This window comes from Sphingopyxis sp. 10G20-10 (assembly GCF_057365075.1).
Genome location: NZ_CP195117.1, coordinates 1602630 through 1618463 on the forward strand (window position 1 = coordinate 1602630; position 15834 = coordinate 1618463).

At 59.0% G+C, this 15834-nt stretch carries 16 protein-coding genes; 8 read left to right on the plus strand and 8 right to left on the minus strand.

Going from position 1 to position 15834, the window contains the following annotated elements:
* Positions 1 to 2: 2 nt before the first annotated feature.
* A complete protein-coding gene (locus tag ACR3XE_RS07810; RefSeq protein ID WP_473698197.1) occupies positions 3 to 800 on the minus strand; it encodes a FadR/GntR family transcriptional regulator in 798 nt (265 codons plus the stop codon).
* A gap of 112 nt (positions 801 to 912) precedes the next feature.
* Between ACR3XE_RS07810 and manD the strand changes: the two genes are divergently transcribed.
* Both manD and ACR3XE_RS07820 read left to right on the plus strand, forming a co-directional pair.
* Positions 913 to 2121 carry a D-mannonate dehydratase ManD gene (gene manD, locus ACR3XE_RS07815; RefSeq protein WP_473698196.1) on the plus strand — a complete coding sequence of 403 codons (1209 nt, stop codon included), beginning with the start codon at positions 913 to 915 and terminating at the stop codon, positions 2119 to 2121.
* Between the two features lie 27 nt (positions 2122 to 2148).
* A complete protein-coding gene (locus ACR3XE_RS07820) occupies positions 2149 to 3024 on the plus strand; it encodes a sugar kinase (protein WP_473698195.1) in 876 nt (291 codons plus the stop codon).
* Between the two features lie 396 nt (positions 3025 to 3420).
* Here the strand turns inward: ACR3XE_RS07820 and ACR3XE_RS07825 are convergent, their stop codons facing one another.
* Positions 3421 to 3846 carry a hypothetical protein gene (locus tag ACR3XE_RS07825; RefSeq protein WP_473698194.1) on the minus strand — a complete coding sequence of 142 codons (426 nt, stop codon included), beginning with the start codon at positions 3844 to 3846 and terminating at the stop codon, positions 3421 to 3423.
* A gap of 69 nt (positions 3847 to 3915) precedes the next feature.
* Here ACR3XE_RS07825 and ACR3XE_RS07830 point away from each other — a divergent pair, with 69 nt between their 5' ends.
* The 4 genes from ACR3XE_RS07830 to ACR3XE_RS07845 all read left to right on the plus strand — a co-directional run bounded on the left by ACR3XE_RS07830 (position 3916) and on the right by ACR3XE_RS07845 (position 7632).
* On the plus strand, positions 3916 to 4578 hold the full coding sequence (locus tag ACR3XE_RS07830; RefSeq protein ID WP_473698193.1) for an alpha/beta hydrolase: 663 nt from the start codon (positions 3916 to 3918) through the stop codon (positions 4576 to 4578).
* A gap of 229 nt (positions 4579 to 4807) precedes the next feature.
* On the plus strand, positions 4808 to 5380 hold the full coding sequence (locus ACR3XE_RS07835) for an EF-hand domain-containing protein (protein WP_473698192.1): 573 nt from the start codon (positions 4808 to 4810) through the stop codon (positions 5378 to 5380).
* Between the two features lie 153 nt (positions 5381 to 5533).
* Positions 5534 to 6268, plus strand: a complete 735-nt coding sequence (locus ACR3XE_RS07840; protein WP_473698191.1) for a response regulator — start codon at positions 5534 to 5536, stop codon at positions 6266 to 6268.
* Positions 6265 to 7632, plus strand: a complete 1368-nt coding sequence (locus ACR3XE_RS07845; RefSeq protein WP_486185628.1) for a sensor histidine kinase — start codon at positions 6265 to 6267, stop codon at positions 7630 to 7632. The genes ACR3XE_RS07840 and ACR3XE_RS07845 overlap by 4 nt, the downstream gene beginning before the upstream one ends.
* Here ACR3XE_RS07845 and ACR3XE_RS07850 read toward each other — a convergent pair.
* A complete protein-coding gene (locus ACR3XE_RS07850; protein WP_473698188.1) occupies positions 7623 to 8423 on the minus strand; it encodes an acyl-CoA thioesterase in 801 nt (266 codons plus the stop codon). The genes ACR3XE_RS07845 and ACR3XE_RS07850 overlap by 10 nt on opposite strands.
* A gap of 8 nt (positions 8424 to 8431) precedes the next feature.
* Positions 8432 to 9604 (minus strand): saccharopine dehydrogenase family protein, encoded by a 1173-nt coding sequence (locus ACR3XE_RS07855; protein WP_486185629.1) that lies wholly within the window; start codon positions 9602 to 9604, stop codon positions 8432 to 8434.
* 835 nt (positions 9605 to 10439) lie between these two features.
* Between ACR3XE_RS07855 and ACR3XE_RS07860 the strand changes: the two genes are divergently transcribed.
* On the plus strand, positions 10440 to 11711 hold the full coding sequence (locus ACR3XE_RS07860; RefSeq protein ID WP_473698187.1) for a serine hydrolase domain-containing protein: 1272 nt from the start codon (positions 10440 to 10442) through the stop codon (positions 11709 to 11711).
* A gap of 160 nt (positions 11712 to 11871) precedes the next feature.
* On the opposite strand, the gene dcd is transcribed toward ACR3XE_RS07860, so the two are convergent.
* Genes dcd through ACR3XE_RS07880 form a run of 4 tightly spaced genes read right to left on the minus strand, consistent with a single transcriptional unit; the run spans position 11872 to position 14192 of the window.
* The gene (dcd, locus tag ACR3XE_RS07865; RefSeq protein WP_486185630.1) at positions 11872 to 12426 is read right to left on the minus strand and encodes a dCTP deaminase; all 555 of its coding nucleotides are present in this window, start codon (positions 12424 to 12426) and stop codon (positions 11872 to 11874) included.
* A 40-nt stretch (positions 12427 to 12466) separates the two neighbouring features.
* Complete coding sequence (locus ACR3XE_RS07870) at positions 12467 to 12934, minus strand: cytidine deaminase (RefSeq protein WP_473698185.1); 468 nt, start codon at positions 12932 to 12934, stop codon at positions 12467 to 12469.
* Positions 12931 to 13689, minus strand: coding sequence for a GH25 family lysozyme (locus tag ACR3XE_RS07875; RefSeq protein ID WP_486185631.1), 759 nt, complete (start codon positions 13687 to 13689; stop codon positions 12931 to 12933). Before ACR3XE_RS07875 ends, ACR3XE_RS07870 begins: the two co-directional genes overlap by 4 nt.
* Positions 13690 to 13694: 5 nt before the next feature.
* A complete protein-coding gene (locus tag ACR3XE_RS07880; protein ID WP_473698183.1) occupies positions 13695 to 14192 on the minus strand; it encodes a UPF0262 family protein in 498 nt (165 codons plus the stop codon).
* Positions 14193 to 14319: 127 nt separating this feature from the next.
* Here ACR3XE_RS07880 and ACR3XE_RS07885 point away from each other — a divergent pair, with 127 nt between their 5' ends.
* Positions 14320 to 15831, plus strand: coding sequence for a replicative DNA helicase (locus ACR3XE_RS07885; protein WP_473698182.1), 1512 nt, complete (start codon positions 14320 to 14322; stop codon positions 15829 to 15831).
* Positions 15832 to 15834: the final 3 nt, after the last annotated feature.

Consider the following 15834-nt stretch of genomic DNA (forward strand, 5'->3'; position numbering starts at 1 on the left):
GCTCACAAGCCAGTCGCTTGCGTATAGCGGGTTCGTTTGGTTTGAGCGGCCTCGCGGGCAATCGCGATAGCCTTTTCTTCGGTCGCAAATAGCAGGCTTTCCAGAACTGCACTCAAATGCAAGCGCATGGCCGCGCGAGCTGCATTCGGATCGCGTGCGCGCAAGGCGTCCAGAATGGCGGAATGTTCGTCCACGACCGGTTTGATATTCGCGGTGCGAGCTTTTTCATGGAGGAGTGCGCTTTCGGGGGAAGTGGCGCGTAATTGCCATAGATTTTCAATGACATTGGATATCGCGGTGTTGCGCGTGACCTTTGCAATGAAAAGATGAAAAGCGCGATCGGCTTGTTCGGTGCCGCTGTCTTTGTGATTTTCGTCGACAATTTCGCCAACAATCGCCTCAAGCGCCAGAATTTCTTCATCGCTAATCTGCGTTGCCGCCAGTGCCGCAGCTTCGCCTTCGAACAACAAGCGTGCCTCGGTCAGTTCAAAGGCGGTAACATTGAATCCGGGAATATCATCCTTGCCGGGCAAGCGCCTCACATAAGCGCCCGATCCAACCCGAACCTCGAGCAGTCCCTGGACTTCCAGTGCAATGATCGCTTCGCGCACGGTTGGGCGACTGACGCTAAATTCAATCGCCAACTCGCGTTCTGCGGGCAATCGGTCGCCTAGCCCATATTTGCCGCTCGCCAGCTCTTCGATAAGCTTGCGCGCCAGTTCTTGGTAGAGTCTGTCCTGACCTTTATGATCGGGTGCTCCGTGCAAATTGCCATGCGCATTGCCGCCGGTTGAAGTCATAACAAATGATCCCTAAAAATGGTCTTACCAATATCGTCCAACTTGACAGGCCAAATCACTTTGGTCAAGGAAGTGAGATAGCAGACGCGCTGAAAAACTGGAATTACCCCTTATGAAGATTGAATCCGCTAAACTTATCATAACCAGCCCCGGGCGCAATTTTGTTACGCTCAAAATCCATACGGATCAGGGCGTCTATGGTATTGGTGACGCAACGCTAAACGGGCGTGAGCTTGCCGTTGTATCCTATCTGGAGGACCATGTGATTCCATGCCTGATCGGTATGGACCCCCGCCGGATAGAGGATATCTGGCAATATCTTTATCGCGGTGCCTATTGGCGGCGTGGGCCGATCACCATGACAGCAATCTCTGCGGTCGATACCGCGCTATGGGACATCAAGGCCAAAATGGCGAATATGCCATTATATGAATTGCTGGGAGGAAAAAGTCGCGATGCTGTAACCGTTTATGGTCATGCCAATGGCACTGATATTGCTGAAACGGTGGACGAAGTCGGCCGATATATCGATATGGGCTATAAGGCTATTCGGGCGCAAACTGGTGTCCCCGGAATCAAAGACGCTTATGGCGTCGGCCGAGGTAAATTATTCTATGAGCCTGCCGATGCGGTTTTGCCCAGCGCGACCGTCTGGGACACCCAGAAATATCTGAATTATGTTCCGAAGCTGTTTGAAAAACTGCGTGAGACTTATGGGTTTGGTCCGCATCTGTTGCATGATGCCCATCATCGTCTGACTCCAATGGAGGCGGCCGGTTTCGGCAAAGCCCTTGAGCCTTACCGCCTATTCTGGCTTGAGGATGCGACCGCCGCGGAAAATCAGGAGGCGTTCAAACTCATACGCCAGCATACGACAACCCCGTTGGCCGTTGGTGAAATCTTCAACACAATCTGGGACTGCAAGGATCTGATTCAGAGCCAGTTGATCGACTATATCCGTACAACGGTGGTTCGCGCCGGGGGAATCACGCATTTGCGCCGAATTGCCGATCTGGCATCGCTCTATCAAATTCGTACCGGCAGTCATGGTGCGACAGATTTGTCGCCGGTTTCTATGGGCGCGGCACTACATTTTGACACATGGGTGCCCAATTTTGGTATCCAGGAATATATGCGACACACGCCAGAAACAGACGCCGTATTCCCTCATGATTATTCATTCGACAAGGGTTGCTTGCTGGTCGGCGAAACGGTTGGCCATGGTGTCGATATAGACGAGACGGAGGCAGCTAAATATCCTTATAAACCTGCCTGTCTGCCGGTCGCGCGGCTTGAAGATGGAACGATGTGGAACTGGTGAATGCGGATTGTTCTTATAGGGGAGGGCATGCTGGAACTGGCTGGCCCTTGCGGGCAGACGCAACTGGGATATGGCGGCGATACACTTAACACAGCGATCCACCTTGCGCGCTGCGGCCATGATGTTGCCTATCTAACTGCGTTGGGCACTGATCCCTATAGCGCAGACTTGCGCGCATTCTGGTCGGACGAAGGGATCGATACCAGCCTGATCCAGTCGCATCCGGAATTTTTGCCGGGACTTTACGCCATCCGGACCGATGAGACGGGTGAACGTAGTTTCCATTATTGGCGCCACCAGAGCGCGGCGCGGACCTTGTTCGATTTGCCCTGTACGGACCAAATTCTTGAGGATGTCTGCAAAGCAGATCTTGTCTGTCATTCTCTGATTTCTATGGCCATCCTGCCCGACGTGGGGCGAGACCGGTTGCTGAATCTTTGCCAGAGCGTCCGTGCACATGGTGGCCGAGTTGCTTTTGATGGCAACTATCGGCCGAGACTTTGGCGTAACCCACAAAGCGCCGCCGCATGGCGCGACCGCGCTCTCGGTTGTGCAGACATTGGCTTTCCCACTTGCGAAGACGAGGTCGCGCTTTCGAGATTCGCCAATTCCGATTCCATCGCCACCCATTGGTCCGGATCGGGCGTTGCGGAAACTATCGTAAAGCTGGGTGACGCGGGGTGTCGCTTGCCTGATGGCGCTATTGTCGCTCCGCCGGTCCTGCTGAGCCCGGTGGATACGAGCGGAGCAGGCGATGCGTTTAACGCAGGCTATCTCGACGCACGTTTACGCGGAGAGTCGATAACTGAGGCTGTGGACAGGGGGCAGCAACTTGCGGGCTGGGTGATCATGCGCTCCGGCGCAATACCGCCGCGCGATGCGAATGCTCCATACCGAGATTGAACAAAATTTCCTGTTATTCTAGATTTTTAGCTGCTTCCATATGCGTGCGATCTAGATATACGCCAGCGGCCTTGTTGCTCTTTGAATCGTTCACAGACGAGGTCGGAGTTTGACGTCTGGAAATAATCCGAATGCGCATAATAGCTGAGATCCTGCCACTAATATCCATTACGCCCATCGTACGGCTAGAGAAAGTCACGTGACTGCAGGAGCTGCTTTCAGGGATCACGCCGAGACGATTAAGGCGATCTGGCACTTGGCCGTGTTTGGCTAAATTGGTGCGTCGCGCCCAAGGTTACTCAAACAATGCTCGACCGGCACGTGTTGATTAAATTATGCTGCGAGAGGACAATAAGGGATTAGCCGGCGGTTGACGGGCCACATGTGGACGGGAATTTAATCTGCCTTAGTCATCCTTACGGTTGACTTGCGGCTCTCAGTAGGAGGAATCGTGCGAATAATCGCCGCATATTCGGCCAACAGCACCAAAATCCAAAACTCGATCCCCGCCCACTCGCTGGTAACAAAGCTTTTCACCACATCCAGGATGAGTAGGACTATTGCCAAAAGCCGGAAGACCATGAAGCTGGCTGTAGGGCTATCAGCCCACTGAACGGCTGACACCATCATAACAATGCTGAGGCCGCCCCATAGGAGCGAGCCGAACAGAGATTCAGCGCGGTAAAAGCCGTCCATAGCCGCGATGAACCAAAACAGACGCGAGACGGCGAACTGGCTTTGACGCGTAAGCTGACAAAATTTGATGATCGGTGGGACGAAGAGCGTCGTACCTATCCAATGATCGATCTTTGTGAATGACATCTGTGTAGCATAGCGGCAGGAACGGATGGCCGCCACGGGCAAGTGACCTGTAACAGATGAGAGAGGGAGATGCCGTTGTCCAAAATCGTCAATGGTACCAGCCTGAAGCCTCGCTCCGGATCGCCGCCCAAGAATATTGTGATGTTACTTCACGGTTTCGGCTCGAGCGGCACCGACATGATCGCTTTGGCACCCCATTGGCAGGAAGCACTGCCCGATGCGCTATTCCTCGCTCCGCACGCGCCGCAGCGCTGCGGGATAATGGGGGCGGGGTATCAGTGGTGGGGATTGTCGGGATTTGCGCCATCAGCGCTGGCTGCGGGCGCAGCCTCGGCAGCACCAGCCCTCGACGCGTTCATCGACCGCAAATTGACACAATATGGCTTGACCGAGGCGGACCTGGCGCTGGTCGGCTTTAGCCAAGGAACGATGATGGCGCTTCATATCGGATTGCGCCGACCGCGAGCTGTGGCCGCTGTGGTCGGCTACTCCGGGATGCTGACGGGCACAGCCGAACTGGCGCGCCATGACTTTCCCAAACCACCGGTGCTGTTGGTACACGGAACAGCCGATCCAGTGGTTCCCATCGCGGCGCTCCATATGACGGAGAGCGAGCTCAAGCGTATCGGCGTCGATGCCACGACGCACATATCTTATGGAGTGGCTCACAGCATCGACCCCGTCGGCATGAGGCTGGGCCGCGATTTTGTGGCGGGAGCATTCAGACTTTAAAGAGAGATGTCGGCGACGACACGCAACGGAACGATAGTTTTGACACTATTTTCTGTGTTGGCTGGTCGTGGCGCCACCCCATGCTTGCGGGCTTATGAATGCGACGCCGCTTTTGCGACAAATTGCGACAATTTTTCGTTGGATTGGTACAGGCAGCGGACAAGTGGCGCCTATTCCTTTGTCATCGGGATTGGCAGTTGGCCGGTCCCACGACCAAGGAGTTTTTGGGATGAAGAAGCAGATTTCACTTTTCGCACTGGCCGCAGCTATTTTGACGGTACCTGTCCTTGCGGCCCCAGGCGGCGGCAAGATGGGCGATGCCAATGGCGATGGCGTGATCACGCGCAGCGAGGCGCAGACCGCCGCCACGCAGATGTTCACCAAGATGGATGTGAACAAGGATGGCAAGATTAATGCCACCGACCGCGCCGAGCGCAAGGCCGAACGTCAGGGTAAACGCTTTGCGGCGATGGATGCCGACAGCAATGGTGCCATCAGCCGCGCCGAGTGGGACGCACATAGTGCCCAACGCGATGCAAGGCGCGGTGAACGAGCCGGCAAGCGCGGCGGACATGCCATGCGCGGCCATCGTGGCCATCACGGGATGATGGGCATGATGAAAAAGGCCGACACCAATGGTGACAAAGCGATCAGCCAGGCCGAATTTCAGGCTGCTGCCCTGACGCGCTTTGATGCCGCCGATGCCAACAAGGATGGTCAGGTGACCGCCGAAGAACGCAAGGCCGCCCATGAAGCGATGCGCGCCAAACGCGGCGCACGGCACGCTCCGGCAGGCCAATAATCCAGCTGGCATGGTGACGGGTGAAACAAGGGCAAGTCTTCTCCCCCTCCCTTGGCATTGCCTTTGCCGTCTGTCGCTGCCAGCAAGGACGCGCCCCGATGATCCAGACGGATTGTCGGGGCGCTCGACTTTTCCTCTTTCAGGCGATTGACGATGAGTGACAGTGACGCCCCCCGCATCTTGCTGGTCGATGACGAACCATCGATCCGCGAGCCGCTGGGCGAATATCTGACCGCGCAAGGCTTTGCCGTCTCCGAGGCTGCTACCGCGGCCGAAGCGCGCTCGATTCTGCTTGCCCAATCGATCGATCTGGTGGTCAGCGACATCATGATGCCCGGTGAGGATGGCCTGTCCTTTACCCGCCATATCCGCGCGACGAGCGAGACGCCGGTGATCCTGTTGACCGCGCGGGTCGAGGATACCGAGCGGATTATCGGACTGGAAATCGGTGCCGATGATTATGTCGTCAAACCCTTTAACCCCCGCGAACTGGTCGCGCGCATCCGCACGGTCCTGCGCCGGACGCAGCATAATGGCCGGACTGTTGATGCGGGCGGGGCGAGTTTTGCCTTTGGGCCATGGTTGCTGCGCGAAGTGGAGCGGGTTTTGGTCGATGGCGACGGGCAGGAAGTGGCGCTGTCGTCGGGTGAATATCATCTGCTTCACGCGCTGGTCCGCCACCCGCGCCAGATTATGAGCCGCGACCGGTTGCTCGATATGGTGCGAGGGCGCGAGGCCGATATTTTTGACCGCGCGATCGACAATTTGATCAGCCGGTTGCGCAAGAAGATCGAAGAAGACCCCGCGCACCCGCAACTGGTCAAGACCGTCTGGGGCGGGGGCTATACGCTGGCGTGTGAGGTCAAGCGGCTGGGGGCGTCGGCATGACCGTCCGCTTGTGTCCGCGCAGCCTGATCGGTCAATTGGTGCTGGCCGTTGCAGTGACATTATTTATTGCCCAAGCCATCAACCTGGGCCTGTTGGCGCGGGGACAGCAGCAGCAACAGCTCGCCCATGGCGGCGGCATGGCGGCCGCCCGCATCATCGATGCTATCGAGCGGCAAGGGCGCGGGCTGCCCGTCGCATCGACTTTTAAGCCTCGGGGCGAGCGACACAGCCGCAGGGCGCGGGTCACCATGTCCACGCAACCGATGACATTTCCGCCTTCGGCAAGGTCCGCCCCCGATCTTGCCGATTATGTTGCGACTTTGCTGATTGAGGCGGATGTTCAGGCGACCGAGATCAAGGCGGTGATCTTGCCTGCACGAGAGCGGCGAAGCCGAGCGGGCAAGCAAAATAATTGGCAGACGGTCGTCGTTCAGGCGAAGATCGACGGGCGCTATTATGCTGTGCGCGGGCGCACGCCGGGTGCGAATAGCCGGTTTCATGGCTTTCTGATCTGGCAGACCTTGTTCCTCTATGTGCTGTTGCTGGTGCCGCTGTTGATGATTGCCTGGCGGGCGTCGCGGCCTTTGCGGGCGCTGACCAGAGCGGCGCGGGCTGATCCGACCGATCGTTATGCGGAACCGGTTGCCGAGCGTGGGCCGTCGGATGTGCGCGAACTCATCGCTGCATTTAACACCTATCGTTCGCGGATCATGACCATGTTGTCGGACAAGGACCGGATGTTGGGGGCGGTCGGCCACGACCTGCGGACTCCCTTGGCCAGTCTGCGCGTGCGGGTTGAGCAAGTCGACGATGATGCGCTGCGCGAAAAGATGATCGGGTCGATCGAGGAAATGACCGCGATGCTGACCGACATATTGGCGCTGGCGCGGTCGGGGGCCGGAACCGAGGCCGCCCAAGCCTATAATCCGGGGCAATTGCTGTTTGCGGTGGGCGAGGATTATCGGGCGATGGGCAAGCTGGTGCGCGGGCCGGACGATCTGAGCGTGATGCCGATGCTGAGCGGACGTCCGGTGCTGGTGCGCCGCGCGCTGCGTAACCTGATCGATAATGCGCTGGCCTATGGCGGCAATGCGATCTTGTCGGTCGAGAAGGGCGATGATGGCGTGCGGCTGATCGTCCGCGATGATGGGCCGGGGGTCGATCCGGCCCGCCTTGCCGACCTGATCGAGCCCTTTGCGCGCGGTAAATCGTCGCGCAACCGGGCAACCGGCGGTGCCGGACTGGGGCTGGCGATTGCGCGCGACCTGGCCGAAGGGGAGGGCGGACGACTGACCCTGTCCAATCGCGCCGATGCGACCGGACTCGAAGCAGTCCTTACGCTTCCCACCACTGCTCAGCAGTAGATTGCGATACCCTGACTGCCGCTGAGCACCGGGTCTCCGGCACGGTTCCAGATCATCATGTCCTGCACCGAAAATCCGCCACGCGCATAGCCGGTTTTGGCCGACAACAGCCACCAGCCGTCGTCGGTCTGCGGCTGGCCGGTGAGCATATTGACGGTCCAGTTCATCGAGCTGATCGGCCCGAATTCGCTGAACAGCGCCATGGCCGCAGGGGGCAGGGCATCGCCCATGGCGAGGAGCGCGATGGCGGGATGGCACGCAGGTTCCTCGACGAAGCGCACCCAGGTCAGATATTCGCCGACATCGCTTTTCCAGCCGAAGCGTGGCCCGTTGGTCGGGCGCATATCGAAATGATGGGTAAAGGGCGGGCGCGCCTTATGTTCGGGAACGGGGCTCAGGCTTTCGGGAGCGGGGGCGTCGGGCATTTGCAGCCGGTTGTGGTCGACATGGCTGGTCCGGTCGCCCGAAAAGGCAAAGGTTGCGGCGGTGCCAAAGCCCATGTCGCTCGACACGCCCGCCTCGACAAACAGGCTCGATTTCGATTGGCGCAGGACGCGCGTGTCGACGGTGCAGTCGCCGCCGACCGGCCCGACGAAACTGATCTGCGCGTAGCGCAAAGGCGTTTCGGTCGGGTGCAGGGCCAGGGTTCCGGCCAAGGCGATGGCCGAACTGACCCCGCCATAGGCGGTGCGGCCCTGCATCCAACCGCTGTCGATATGGGCTTTCGCCACACCGTCTTCGGTACGCAGGGTAGAGAGCAGCGCGTCGAGGGCGCTGGGTTGGTCGGTCATATGCGGAGCTATTCCTCGATCTGGAAGGTCAGGCCGGCATTGTCGGTCAGACGCTTGACGAGTGCGTTGCCGAGCAACGCGCCGGGGGTCCATATCCCGCCCTTGCCCTTGTTTTCCAGCAGCGCGATTCCGGTTTCGGCGAGCATCTTTGACGTTGAGCCATAGCCGGGGTCGCGGTCGCCCTGAACCGACGCGCGGATCGATGTGCCGTCGGGATATTCACCAATGAAGAGAATGTCATAAAAGCCGTTCTTGCGCTCGTCCGCACTCGGCCCTTCGCCGGGTTTCAGATTGGCTTCGCCGAACGGATTGGCTTTGGCAATCGCCTCGGCCATCGCCTTTCCGGCGTCGCCGATCGTCGTCATCATCATTTCGTCATAGACCAGATTTTCGCCCCATTGATGACCGAGCAGAAAGTTGGTGCGGTGGACATTTTTGGTGTTGATCGGTGCCATGACAAAGGGCGCGGTCCAGGTGCCGGTCGCTTTATCATATTCGGGGACCAGTCCGGTCGGCTGTGACGGCCCGTCGAAACCGGGGGTCAGGGCAAAGCTGCTGCGGAGCAAAAGCGCCAGCGACGGCTTTTTGGCGATGGCTTTCATGGTTTCGGTCAGGCTGGCAATGGTGCCGCCTGACGCGCCGCCCTGCATTTTGCGGACGCGGCCTTTGACGCGCGGAGCGGGGACGCCTTTGGCCATTTTGGCGGCATCCTGCAGGAACAACACACCCAGATCGAACGGGATCGAATCAAAACCGCAGCTAAAGGTGATGCGCGCGCCCGACGCCTCTGCCGCGGCTTGATGCGTGTCGATCATTTCGCGCATCCAGCCGGGTTCGCCGCACAAATCGGCATAGGCGGTGCCCGCCTTGACACAGGCGGCAACCAGATCGCTGCCATAAAGCTGATAGGGACCGACGGTGGTCAGGATCACCTGCGCCCGCTCTGCCATGGCGTCGAGACTGGCGGGATTGCTGGCATCGGCGACGACCAGCGGCGTATCCTTTGGTGCGCCAATCAGGTCGCGGACTTCGGCCAGCTTGTCGGCACTGCGCCCCGCCATCGCCCATTTGGGTGCGCCCTTTTTGGCCCCATATTGCTGGACAAGATATTCGGCGACGAGCCGACCGGTGAAACCGGTGGCGCCGTAAACAATGATGTCAAATTCGCGATTGGTGGGCATGATGTCTTTCCCTTTCCGTAAACGTCAAGTGGAAGCTAGCGCAGATGGGGGGTGATTCATAGGGGCGATGGGAAGCGGGGAAGGGATGAGTTGATTCGACGCCGGTTTGGGCGCGTCAAAGCGCGATGATGCGCGACATTTTGTTCGAAAGGTCACAAAGGTCACACTACGTCCCCCCTTAGTTGCCTTCCTCCGCGCGGCCACCACAGCGCCCATGCGGGGCGGCTTCGGACAGCGGATGATGTTTGTATAATCGACATGGGGCAGAGGCTGTCACGACGGGATAATGTAGGACAGCAAATATTTTGGCGTGTTGATTTGTCTTTCCGTTGCGGTGGAGCAAGTTCGAGGGGGGAGCAGTAGCGGGACACGAACCAGTTGCGCCCTTCCTATCCCGTTCGCATCGAGCGAAGTCGAGATGCCCTTCGGCGGGGTGCAAGGTCGTTGGGTGTCTCGACTTCGCTCGACACGAACGGATATAGAATGATGACTGCTAGCGATCCATTTACGGACATGCCCCCACTCCTCTTGCCCGTCACCCTGAACTTGTTTCAGGGTCCATGGCCCAAGGCATCATCGTCAGACCATGGATGCTGAAACAAGTTCAGCATGACGAAAAGTGGGGGGGGGATGACGCGATAGTTTTCCACCCCATTGCGGACATTCGCTGCCGATCTGGATGCAGTGACCGGAAACGACCCGGTTGCAGACATTTGCGTTGGTCGTATTTAACGTAAGTGTATGGGCGCGAAATCGGACGATATCATGAACGAAACATAAGCTATGAATGTGCGGCCACTGGCTACATTCTTTGGTGCGGAAATAGGGGATTACAATGACGACACACCTTTCAAGAAACCCATCCCCCATCTTACGTTTGTTGACTGTCGGTGCCTTGGCGGCTTTGACAGTGGGGTGCAGCAATCCCCTAAGTGACAGCACCAATTCTGTCAGCTCAATCGAACCCGCGCCTGATATATCGTGGCCGCAAGAAGAATGGGACTATTCGACGCTCGAGGCGGAAGGTTTTGATCCCGAGCCCGTCAATCGGTTCATCGAGGATCTGGTCGCTGAAAAATACGGCCGCGTTGACCATTTTCTGCTCATTCGGCACGGTCGCATTGTCGCCGAAAAACACATCGAGCGGGACTATGCAGCGCTGGCCGCGAACCTTGCCAAGGATGACCGGTTAACGCCGAACTTCAGCAATCCCATGTATAATTATGACGATGCCGATTTGCATCCTTATTATCGGGGAACGGATTTGCATACGGTGCAGTCCGTCACGAAAAGCATCAATTCCGCTGCCTTGGGTATCGCGATTGACGAGGGACATATCGAAGGAACCGACGCGCCGATACTGCCCTTCTTTGACGCATATGAAGTCGATAAATCGGACCCGCGCAAGGGGCGAATAACGATCAGCGATCTCCTGACCATGCGGACCGGCATCGCGTGGGATGATGAGGGTGGTTTCGGGTCTGAAACCGACAGTACTTACGCACTTGAAAACTCCGATACATGGATTCAGTACATTCTTGACCAGCCGATGTATGCGGAGCCTGGCACAGTCTTCAAATATAATGACGGCGCGAGTGTACTCCTCGGTAAAATTCTGCACGAGGCGACCGGCAAGCGCGTCGATGAGTGGGCGCGAGAAAAACTGTTTAGCCCCATCGGTATCGATGAGATTTACTGGAAAATCTCGCCCGATGGCGAAGCGGATACGGAAGGCGGGCTTTACCTTTCAGCCCATGATATGGCGCGGATCGGGTATCTGTTCCTGCGGGACGGGCTATGGGACGGCAAGCGCGTCATTTCAAAAAATTGGGTCCGCCGTTCCGTGGCCTCTATTGTTCCGTCCAGCGCAACCGGAGACAACTCTTCCCCTTATGGTTACGGCTATCAATGGTGGGTACCAGAGGACGGAAGCGGGCACTCACTCGGTTTTGGAGGATATGGTCTTGGGGGACAGCGGATCATGGTGTTCCCGGAACATGATGTCGTTGTTGTGCTCTTGGGCTGGGATCCTGCGGGTGAATTCTGGAAAGCCGGTAATGCCTTCCAGATGACTGTACTGCCTGCGTCACTAGCAGAGCCGAAATAGAGGGTTATCCCAACGTCCGCTTCCCACCCAAAGCGGCTATCACGTCATCGACCTCGCGCAGGGCCGATGGCCCCACCCGCTGCAACTAGCCAGCAAGCTGGCAAGTTTCGCTGCCCTCCCCTGAAGGGGAGGGCGTGATTCGACCTAAGTCAGACAGACTCTAAAGCTTCGGCAGGGTGACTCCGCGCTGGCCCATATATTTGCCCGCGCGGTCGGCGTAGCTGGTCTCGCACGGCTCATTCCCTTTCAGGAACAGGAACTGGCACGCGCCTTCATTGGCGTAAATTTTGGCGGGCAGGGGGGTGGTGTTGGAAAATTCCAGCGTCACATGGCCTTCCCAGCCCGGCTCCAGCGGGGTGACGTTGACGATGATGCCGCAGCGGGCATAGGTGGATTTGCCAAGACAGATGACCAGCACGTCGCGTGGCACGCGGAAATATTCGACGGTGCGCGCCAAGGCAAAGCTGTTGGGCGGGATGATGCAGCAATCGGTTTTGCGGTCGACGAAATTCTTGGGGTCGAAATCCTTGGGATCGACGATGGACGAATCGACATTGGTGAAAATCTTGAACTCGTCGGCGACGCGCGCGTCATAGCCATAGGATGACAGGCCATAGCTGATACAGCCGTCGCGGCGCTGCGCCTCGACAAAAGGTTCAATCATGCCCTGTGTTTGGGCGGCTTCGCGAATCCAGCGATCGGATAAAATAGACATGGGGCGTGTTTGAAAGGCTGCGGATAAATGTGCAAGCCCGTCAGTCGCCGATCAGTCCCAGATCCTTGGGACCAAAGCTGTGCGGCAACAGCGCGCTGAGACGATAGCTGATGATGTGTCCGCCGTCGCCCGAGGCGCAATGGACCTGAATGTCGCGTTTTGACCGTTCGGCGGCCTCGTTCAATATCTGACGGCATCGTCCGCAGGGGTGGACCGGCTCCGTCCCCACCAGCGTATCGCCTTCGGGCCGCCCGCCGACGATCATCACCGCGACCAGATCGCCCAGCCGCCCCTCATTGGCGAGTATGGCGACCGCGACGGTTTCGGCGCACAGCGTCAGGCCATAGCTGGCGTTCTCGACATTGGCGCCGGTTACGACCGCGCCATCGCTGAGCAGCAGGGCCGCGCCGACATGATAGCCCGAATAGGGGGCATAGGCGTTGGCGGCGGCTGTGCGGGCGGCGCCGAGCAGCTTTTCACGGTCCAGCTTGCTCATCTCTTCGCTCATGGCACCTCTCCCTCCGACTGGACGACATTCCAGCCGACGGTGCCGTCGACACCGCTCAGCCGGATATAATCATTGGCTTGCCACATTGCCCAGGGATGTTCGCCATAGCTGGGGGCAAAAAAGTCGCGGCGCAGCCAGGTGGTGCGCGCGATGCCGCTGGCGACATGATAGCGGCTTTCAAAGGCGGCGCTGGGCGCGATGATGCTGGATTTGCCCAGATGCGCCTCTATCTGCGCCAGAAAGGTTGCAAGTTCTGACAGGACAAGCGCGCGCGTCGGGCGTTCGGAGCAGCTATCATCCAGATCGAGCCATACCGCGGGGGGCAGGGCATCCTTGCGACGCGGGACGTGGCGGATGAAGTTGGCGGCCTGATCCGATGCAAACTGGCACAGGTTATAGCGGTGGATGGCGCCGGTGCGGATGCCCATGGCGCGCGCCGCATCCTCGTTACGCGCGAACATCGGGTCGGAGCGCTTGTCGCCGTTGGTCGCCATGAGATAGGCGAAATCGGCCCCCGCCGCCTTCACCGAGCCCCAATGCACTTTGCCGTTGGCGGCGTTGATCGTCACGCCTTGCAGGGGATATTGGTCACGCGGGGGTGTCCAGCGCGCGGCCCACCACATCGCCAGCCCCGCCACGAGCAGAAACAGGACGGCAAAGGCGCCAGCGCGACGGACCCATTTGCGGCCGAGCGCACGCCAATCGCGGCTGGGGGCGGGGCGCGGGGCGCCTTTTTTGGATTTGGCTGCGGCCACCCTTTTCATCCCTTGATGTGGAGGACGCAGATCAGGGTGAACAGGCGGCGCGCTGTGTCAAAATCGACCGCAATCTTGCCGTCGAGCCGGTCCATCAACATTTCGGCGGCTTCATTATGTAGCCCGCGCCGCGCCATATCGACGGTTTCAATCTGTTGCGCGGTCGAGCTGCGGATGGCCTGATAATAACTGTCGCAGATCGCAAAATAATCGCGGATCGGGCGACGGAAACGCCCCAGCCCGAGGATGATGGCTTCGAGCGGCGAATGATCCTCGCGCGCGATTTCGAAAATCAACCGCCCTTCCTCGACCCGCAATTTCAGCCGGTACGGCCCCGCATAGCCATCATCATGGCCGCGCTGTGGCACGAATTTATTGTCTTCGATCAGGTCGAAAATGGCGACGCGCCGTTCCTGCTCGACATCGGCGTTGCGCCAGACGATCGAGCTTTCGTCGAGGTCAACCGAGATGATGCGTTGTGTCGAGGGGTCTGCGTCCGCCATGCTGTTGCGCTTCTACCGGTCCGCGCGCGAAGGGCAAGCGCGACTTATACACAGGCAGCCCACAGCAAAGTTGCGCGCCGCCGCATCATCTGTTGCGCGGCCCCGCCGCCCGACGCATGGTGCCGCCATGCCTGAACCTGTCCGCCTTGCCGCCCCCAACCCGTCTGGCGATGAACGCCAATTGCCACGTAATATCGAGGCCGAAGCCGCCTTTTTGGGCGCAATCCTGATCGACAATCGAGTCGTTGAGGATTTGCCGGTCCACCTGAATCCCGAGCATTTCCACGAGCCGCTGCATGGCCGCATCTATCAGCAGGCGATGGCGCTGATCGAGCGCAACAGCATCGCGACGCCGGTGACGCTGAAGCCCTATTTCGAGAATGACGAGGCGATGAAGGCGGTCGGCGGACCGGGCTATCTGGCGCAACTGACCGGCAGCGGCGCGGGGTTGATCGGTGCGCGCGATTTTGCGCGGCAGATTTTCGACCTCGCGCTCCTCCGCGAACTGGTGGGCGTCGGGCGCACTTTGGTCGAAAGCGCGCTCGACACCAGCGAAAGCGTCGACCCGCAGGCGCAGATCGAGGAAGCCGAAACATCGCTCTATCGCGTCGCGGGGGGCGAGGCCGAACTGGGGTCGGTCAAAAGCTTTGGCACCGCGACCAAGGCCGCCATCGATGTCGCCGAACGCGCACTCAATTCGGGCGGCCATTTGTCGGGGATCACCACCGGCCTTGCCAGCGTCAACGCCAAGCTGGGCGGACTGCACAATTCGGATTTGCTGATCCTTGCGGGTCGTCCCGGCATGGGCAAGACCTCGCTCGCCACCAATATCGCCTTCAACGCCGCCGAACGCTATCGCCGCGATGAAGAAGACGGCATTCCGCCCGAGAAGAATATGGGAGCCAAAACCGTTTTCTTCAGCCTGGAAATGTCCGCCGATCAGCTCGCGACGCGCGTGCTGGCCGAACAATCGGGGATTTCGGGCGAAGCCCTGCGCATGGGCAAGATCAGCAAGGATGATTTTCAGGCGCTGTCGCGCGCCGCACAGGCCTTGCAGTCGCTGCCGTTGTTCATCGACGATACGCCGGGCCTGACCATTGCAGGCTTGCGTACCCGCGCGCGGCGCTTGCAACGGCGGCACGGCATCGGGATGGTGATCGTCGACTATCTGCAATTGCTGCAAGGCAGTGGCAGGTCGAGCGACAATCGCGTGCAGGAAATCAGTGAGATATCGCGCGGACTTAAGACACTGGCGAAGGAGCTGAATGTTCCCGTGATGGCGCTGTCGCAGCTTAGCCGTGCGGTCGAACAGCGCGAGGACAAGCGCCCGATGCTGTCTGACCTGCGCGAATCGGGATCGATCGAGCAGGACGCCGATATGGTGCTGTTCGTGTTCCGTGAGGATTATTATGTCGGGTCGCGCGAGCCCAAAAGGCCGATCGAAGGCGACGATGTCAAAATCCACGCCGCGCATGAGGAATGGGCGCAGGAAATGGAGAGGGTCTATGGTCTCGCCGAACTGATTGTCGCCAAACAGCGCCATGGTTCGACCGGCAAGGTGCGTCTGCATTTCGAGGCCAAGACGACGAAATTCACCGATCTGGCCGACGAGAGTCAGGCCTATGCGGATTATGAATAGGGC

Coding starts and splice junctions, on each gene's coding strand:
- manD (WP_473698196.1), top strand. CDS start 913: ATGAAGATTGAATCCGCTAAACTTATCATAACCAGCCCCGGGCGCAAT.
- ACR3XE_RS07820 (WP_473698195.1), top strand. CDS start 2,149: ATGCTGGAACTGGCTGGCCCTTGCGGGCAGACGCAACTGGGATATGGC.
- ACR3XE_RS07885 (WP_473698182.1), top strand. CDS start 14,320: ATGCCTGAACCTGTCCGCCTTGCCGCCCCCAACCCGTCTGGCGATGAA.
- ACR3XE_RS07810 (WP_473698197.1), bottom strand. CDS start 800: ATGACTTCAACCGGCGGCAATGCGCATGGCAATTTGCACGGAGCACCC.
- ACR3XE_RS07845 (WP_486185628.1), top strand. CDS start 6,265: ATGACCGTCCGCTTGTGTCCGCGCAGCCTGATCGGTCAATTGGTGCTG.
- ACR3XE_RS07850 (WP_473698188.1), bottom strand. CDS start 8,423: ATGACCGACCAACCCAGCGCCCTCGACGCGCTGCTCTCTACCCTGCGT.
- ACR3XE_RS07860 (WP_473698187.1), top strand. CDS start 10,440: ATGACGACACACCTTTCAAGAAACCCATCCCCCATCTTACGTTTGTTG.
- ACR3XE_RS07840 (WP_473698191.1), top strand. CDS start 5,534: ATGAGTGACAGTGACGCCCCCCGCATCTTGCTGGTCGATGACGAACCA.
- ACR3XE_RS07880 (WP_473698183.1), bottom strand. CDS start 14,192: ATGGCGGACGCAGACCCCTCGACACAACGCATCATCTCGGTTGACCTC.
- ACR3XE_RS07825 (WP_473698194.1), bottom strand. CDS start 3,846: ATGTCATTCACAAAGATCGATCATTGGATAGGTACGACGCTCTTCGTC.
- ACR3XE_RS07830 (WP_473698193.1), top strand. CDS start 3,916: ATGCCGTTGTCCAAAATCGTCAATGGTACCAGCCTGAAGCCTCGCTCC.
- ACR3XE_RS07870 (WP_473698185.1), bottom strand. CDS start 12,934: ATGAGCGAAGAGATGAGCAAGCTGGACCGTGAAAAGCTGCTCGGCGCC.
- dcd (WP_486185630.1), bottom strand. CDS start 12,426: ATGTCTATTTTATCCGATCGCTGGATTCGCGAAGCCGCCCAAACACAG.
- ACR3XE_RS07855 (WP_486185629.1), bottom strand. CDS start 9,604: ATGCCCACCAATCGCGAATTTGACATCATTGTTTACGGCGCCACCGGT.
- ACR3XE_RS07835 (WP_473698192.1), top strand. CDS start 4,808: ATGAAGAAGCAGATTTCACTTTTCGCACTGGCCGCAGCTATTTTGACG.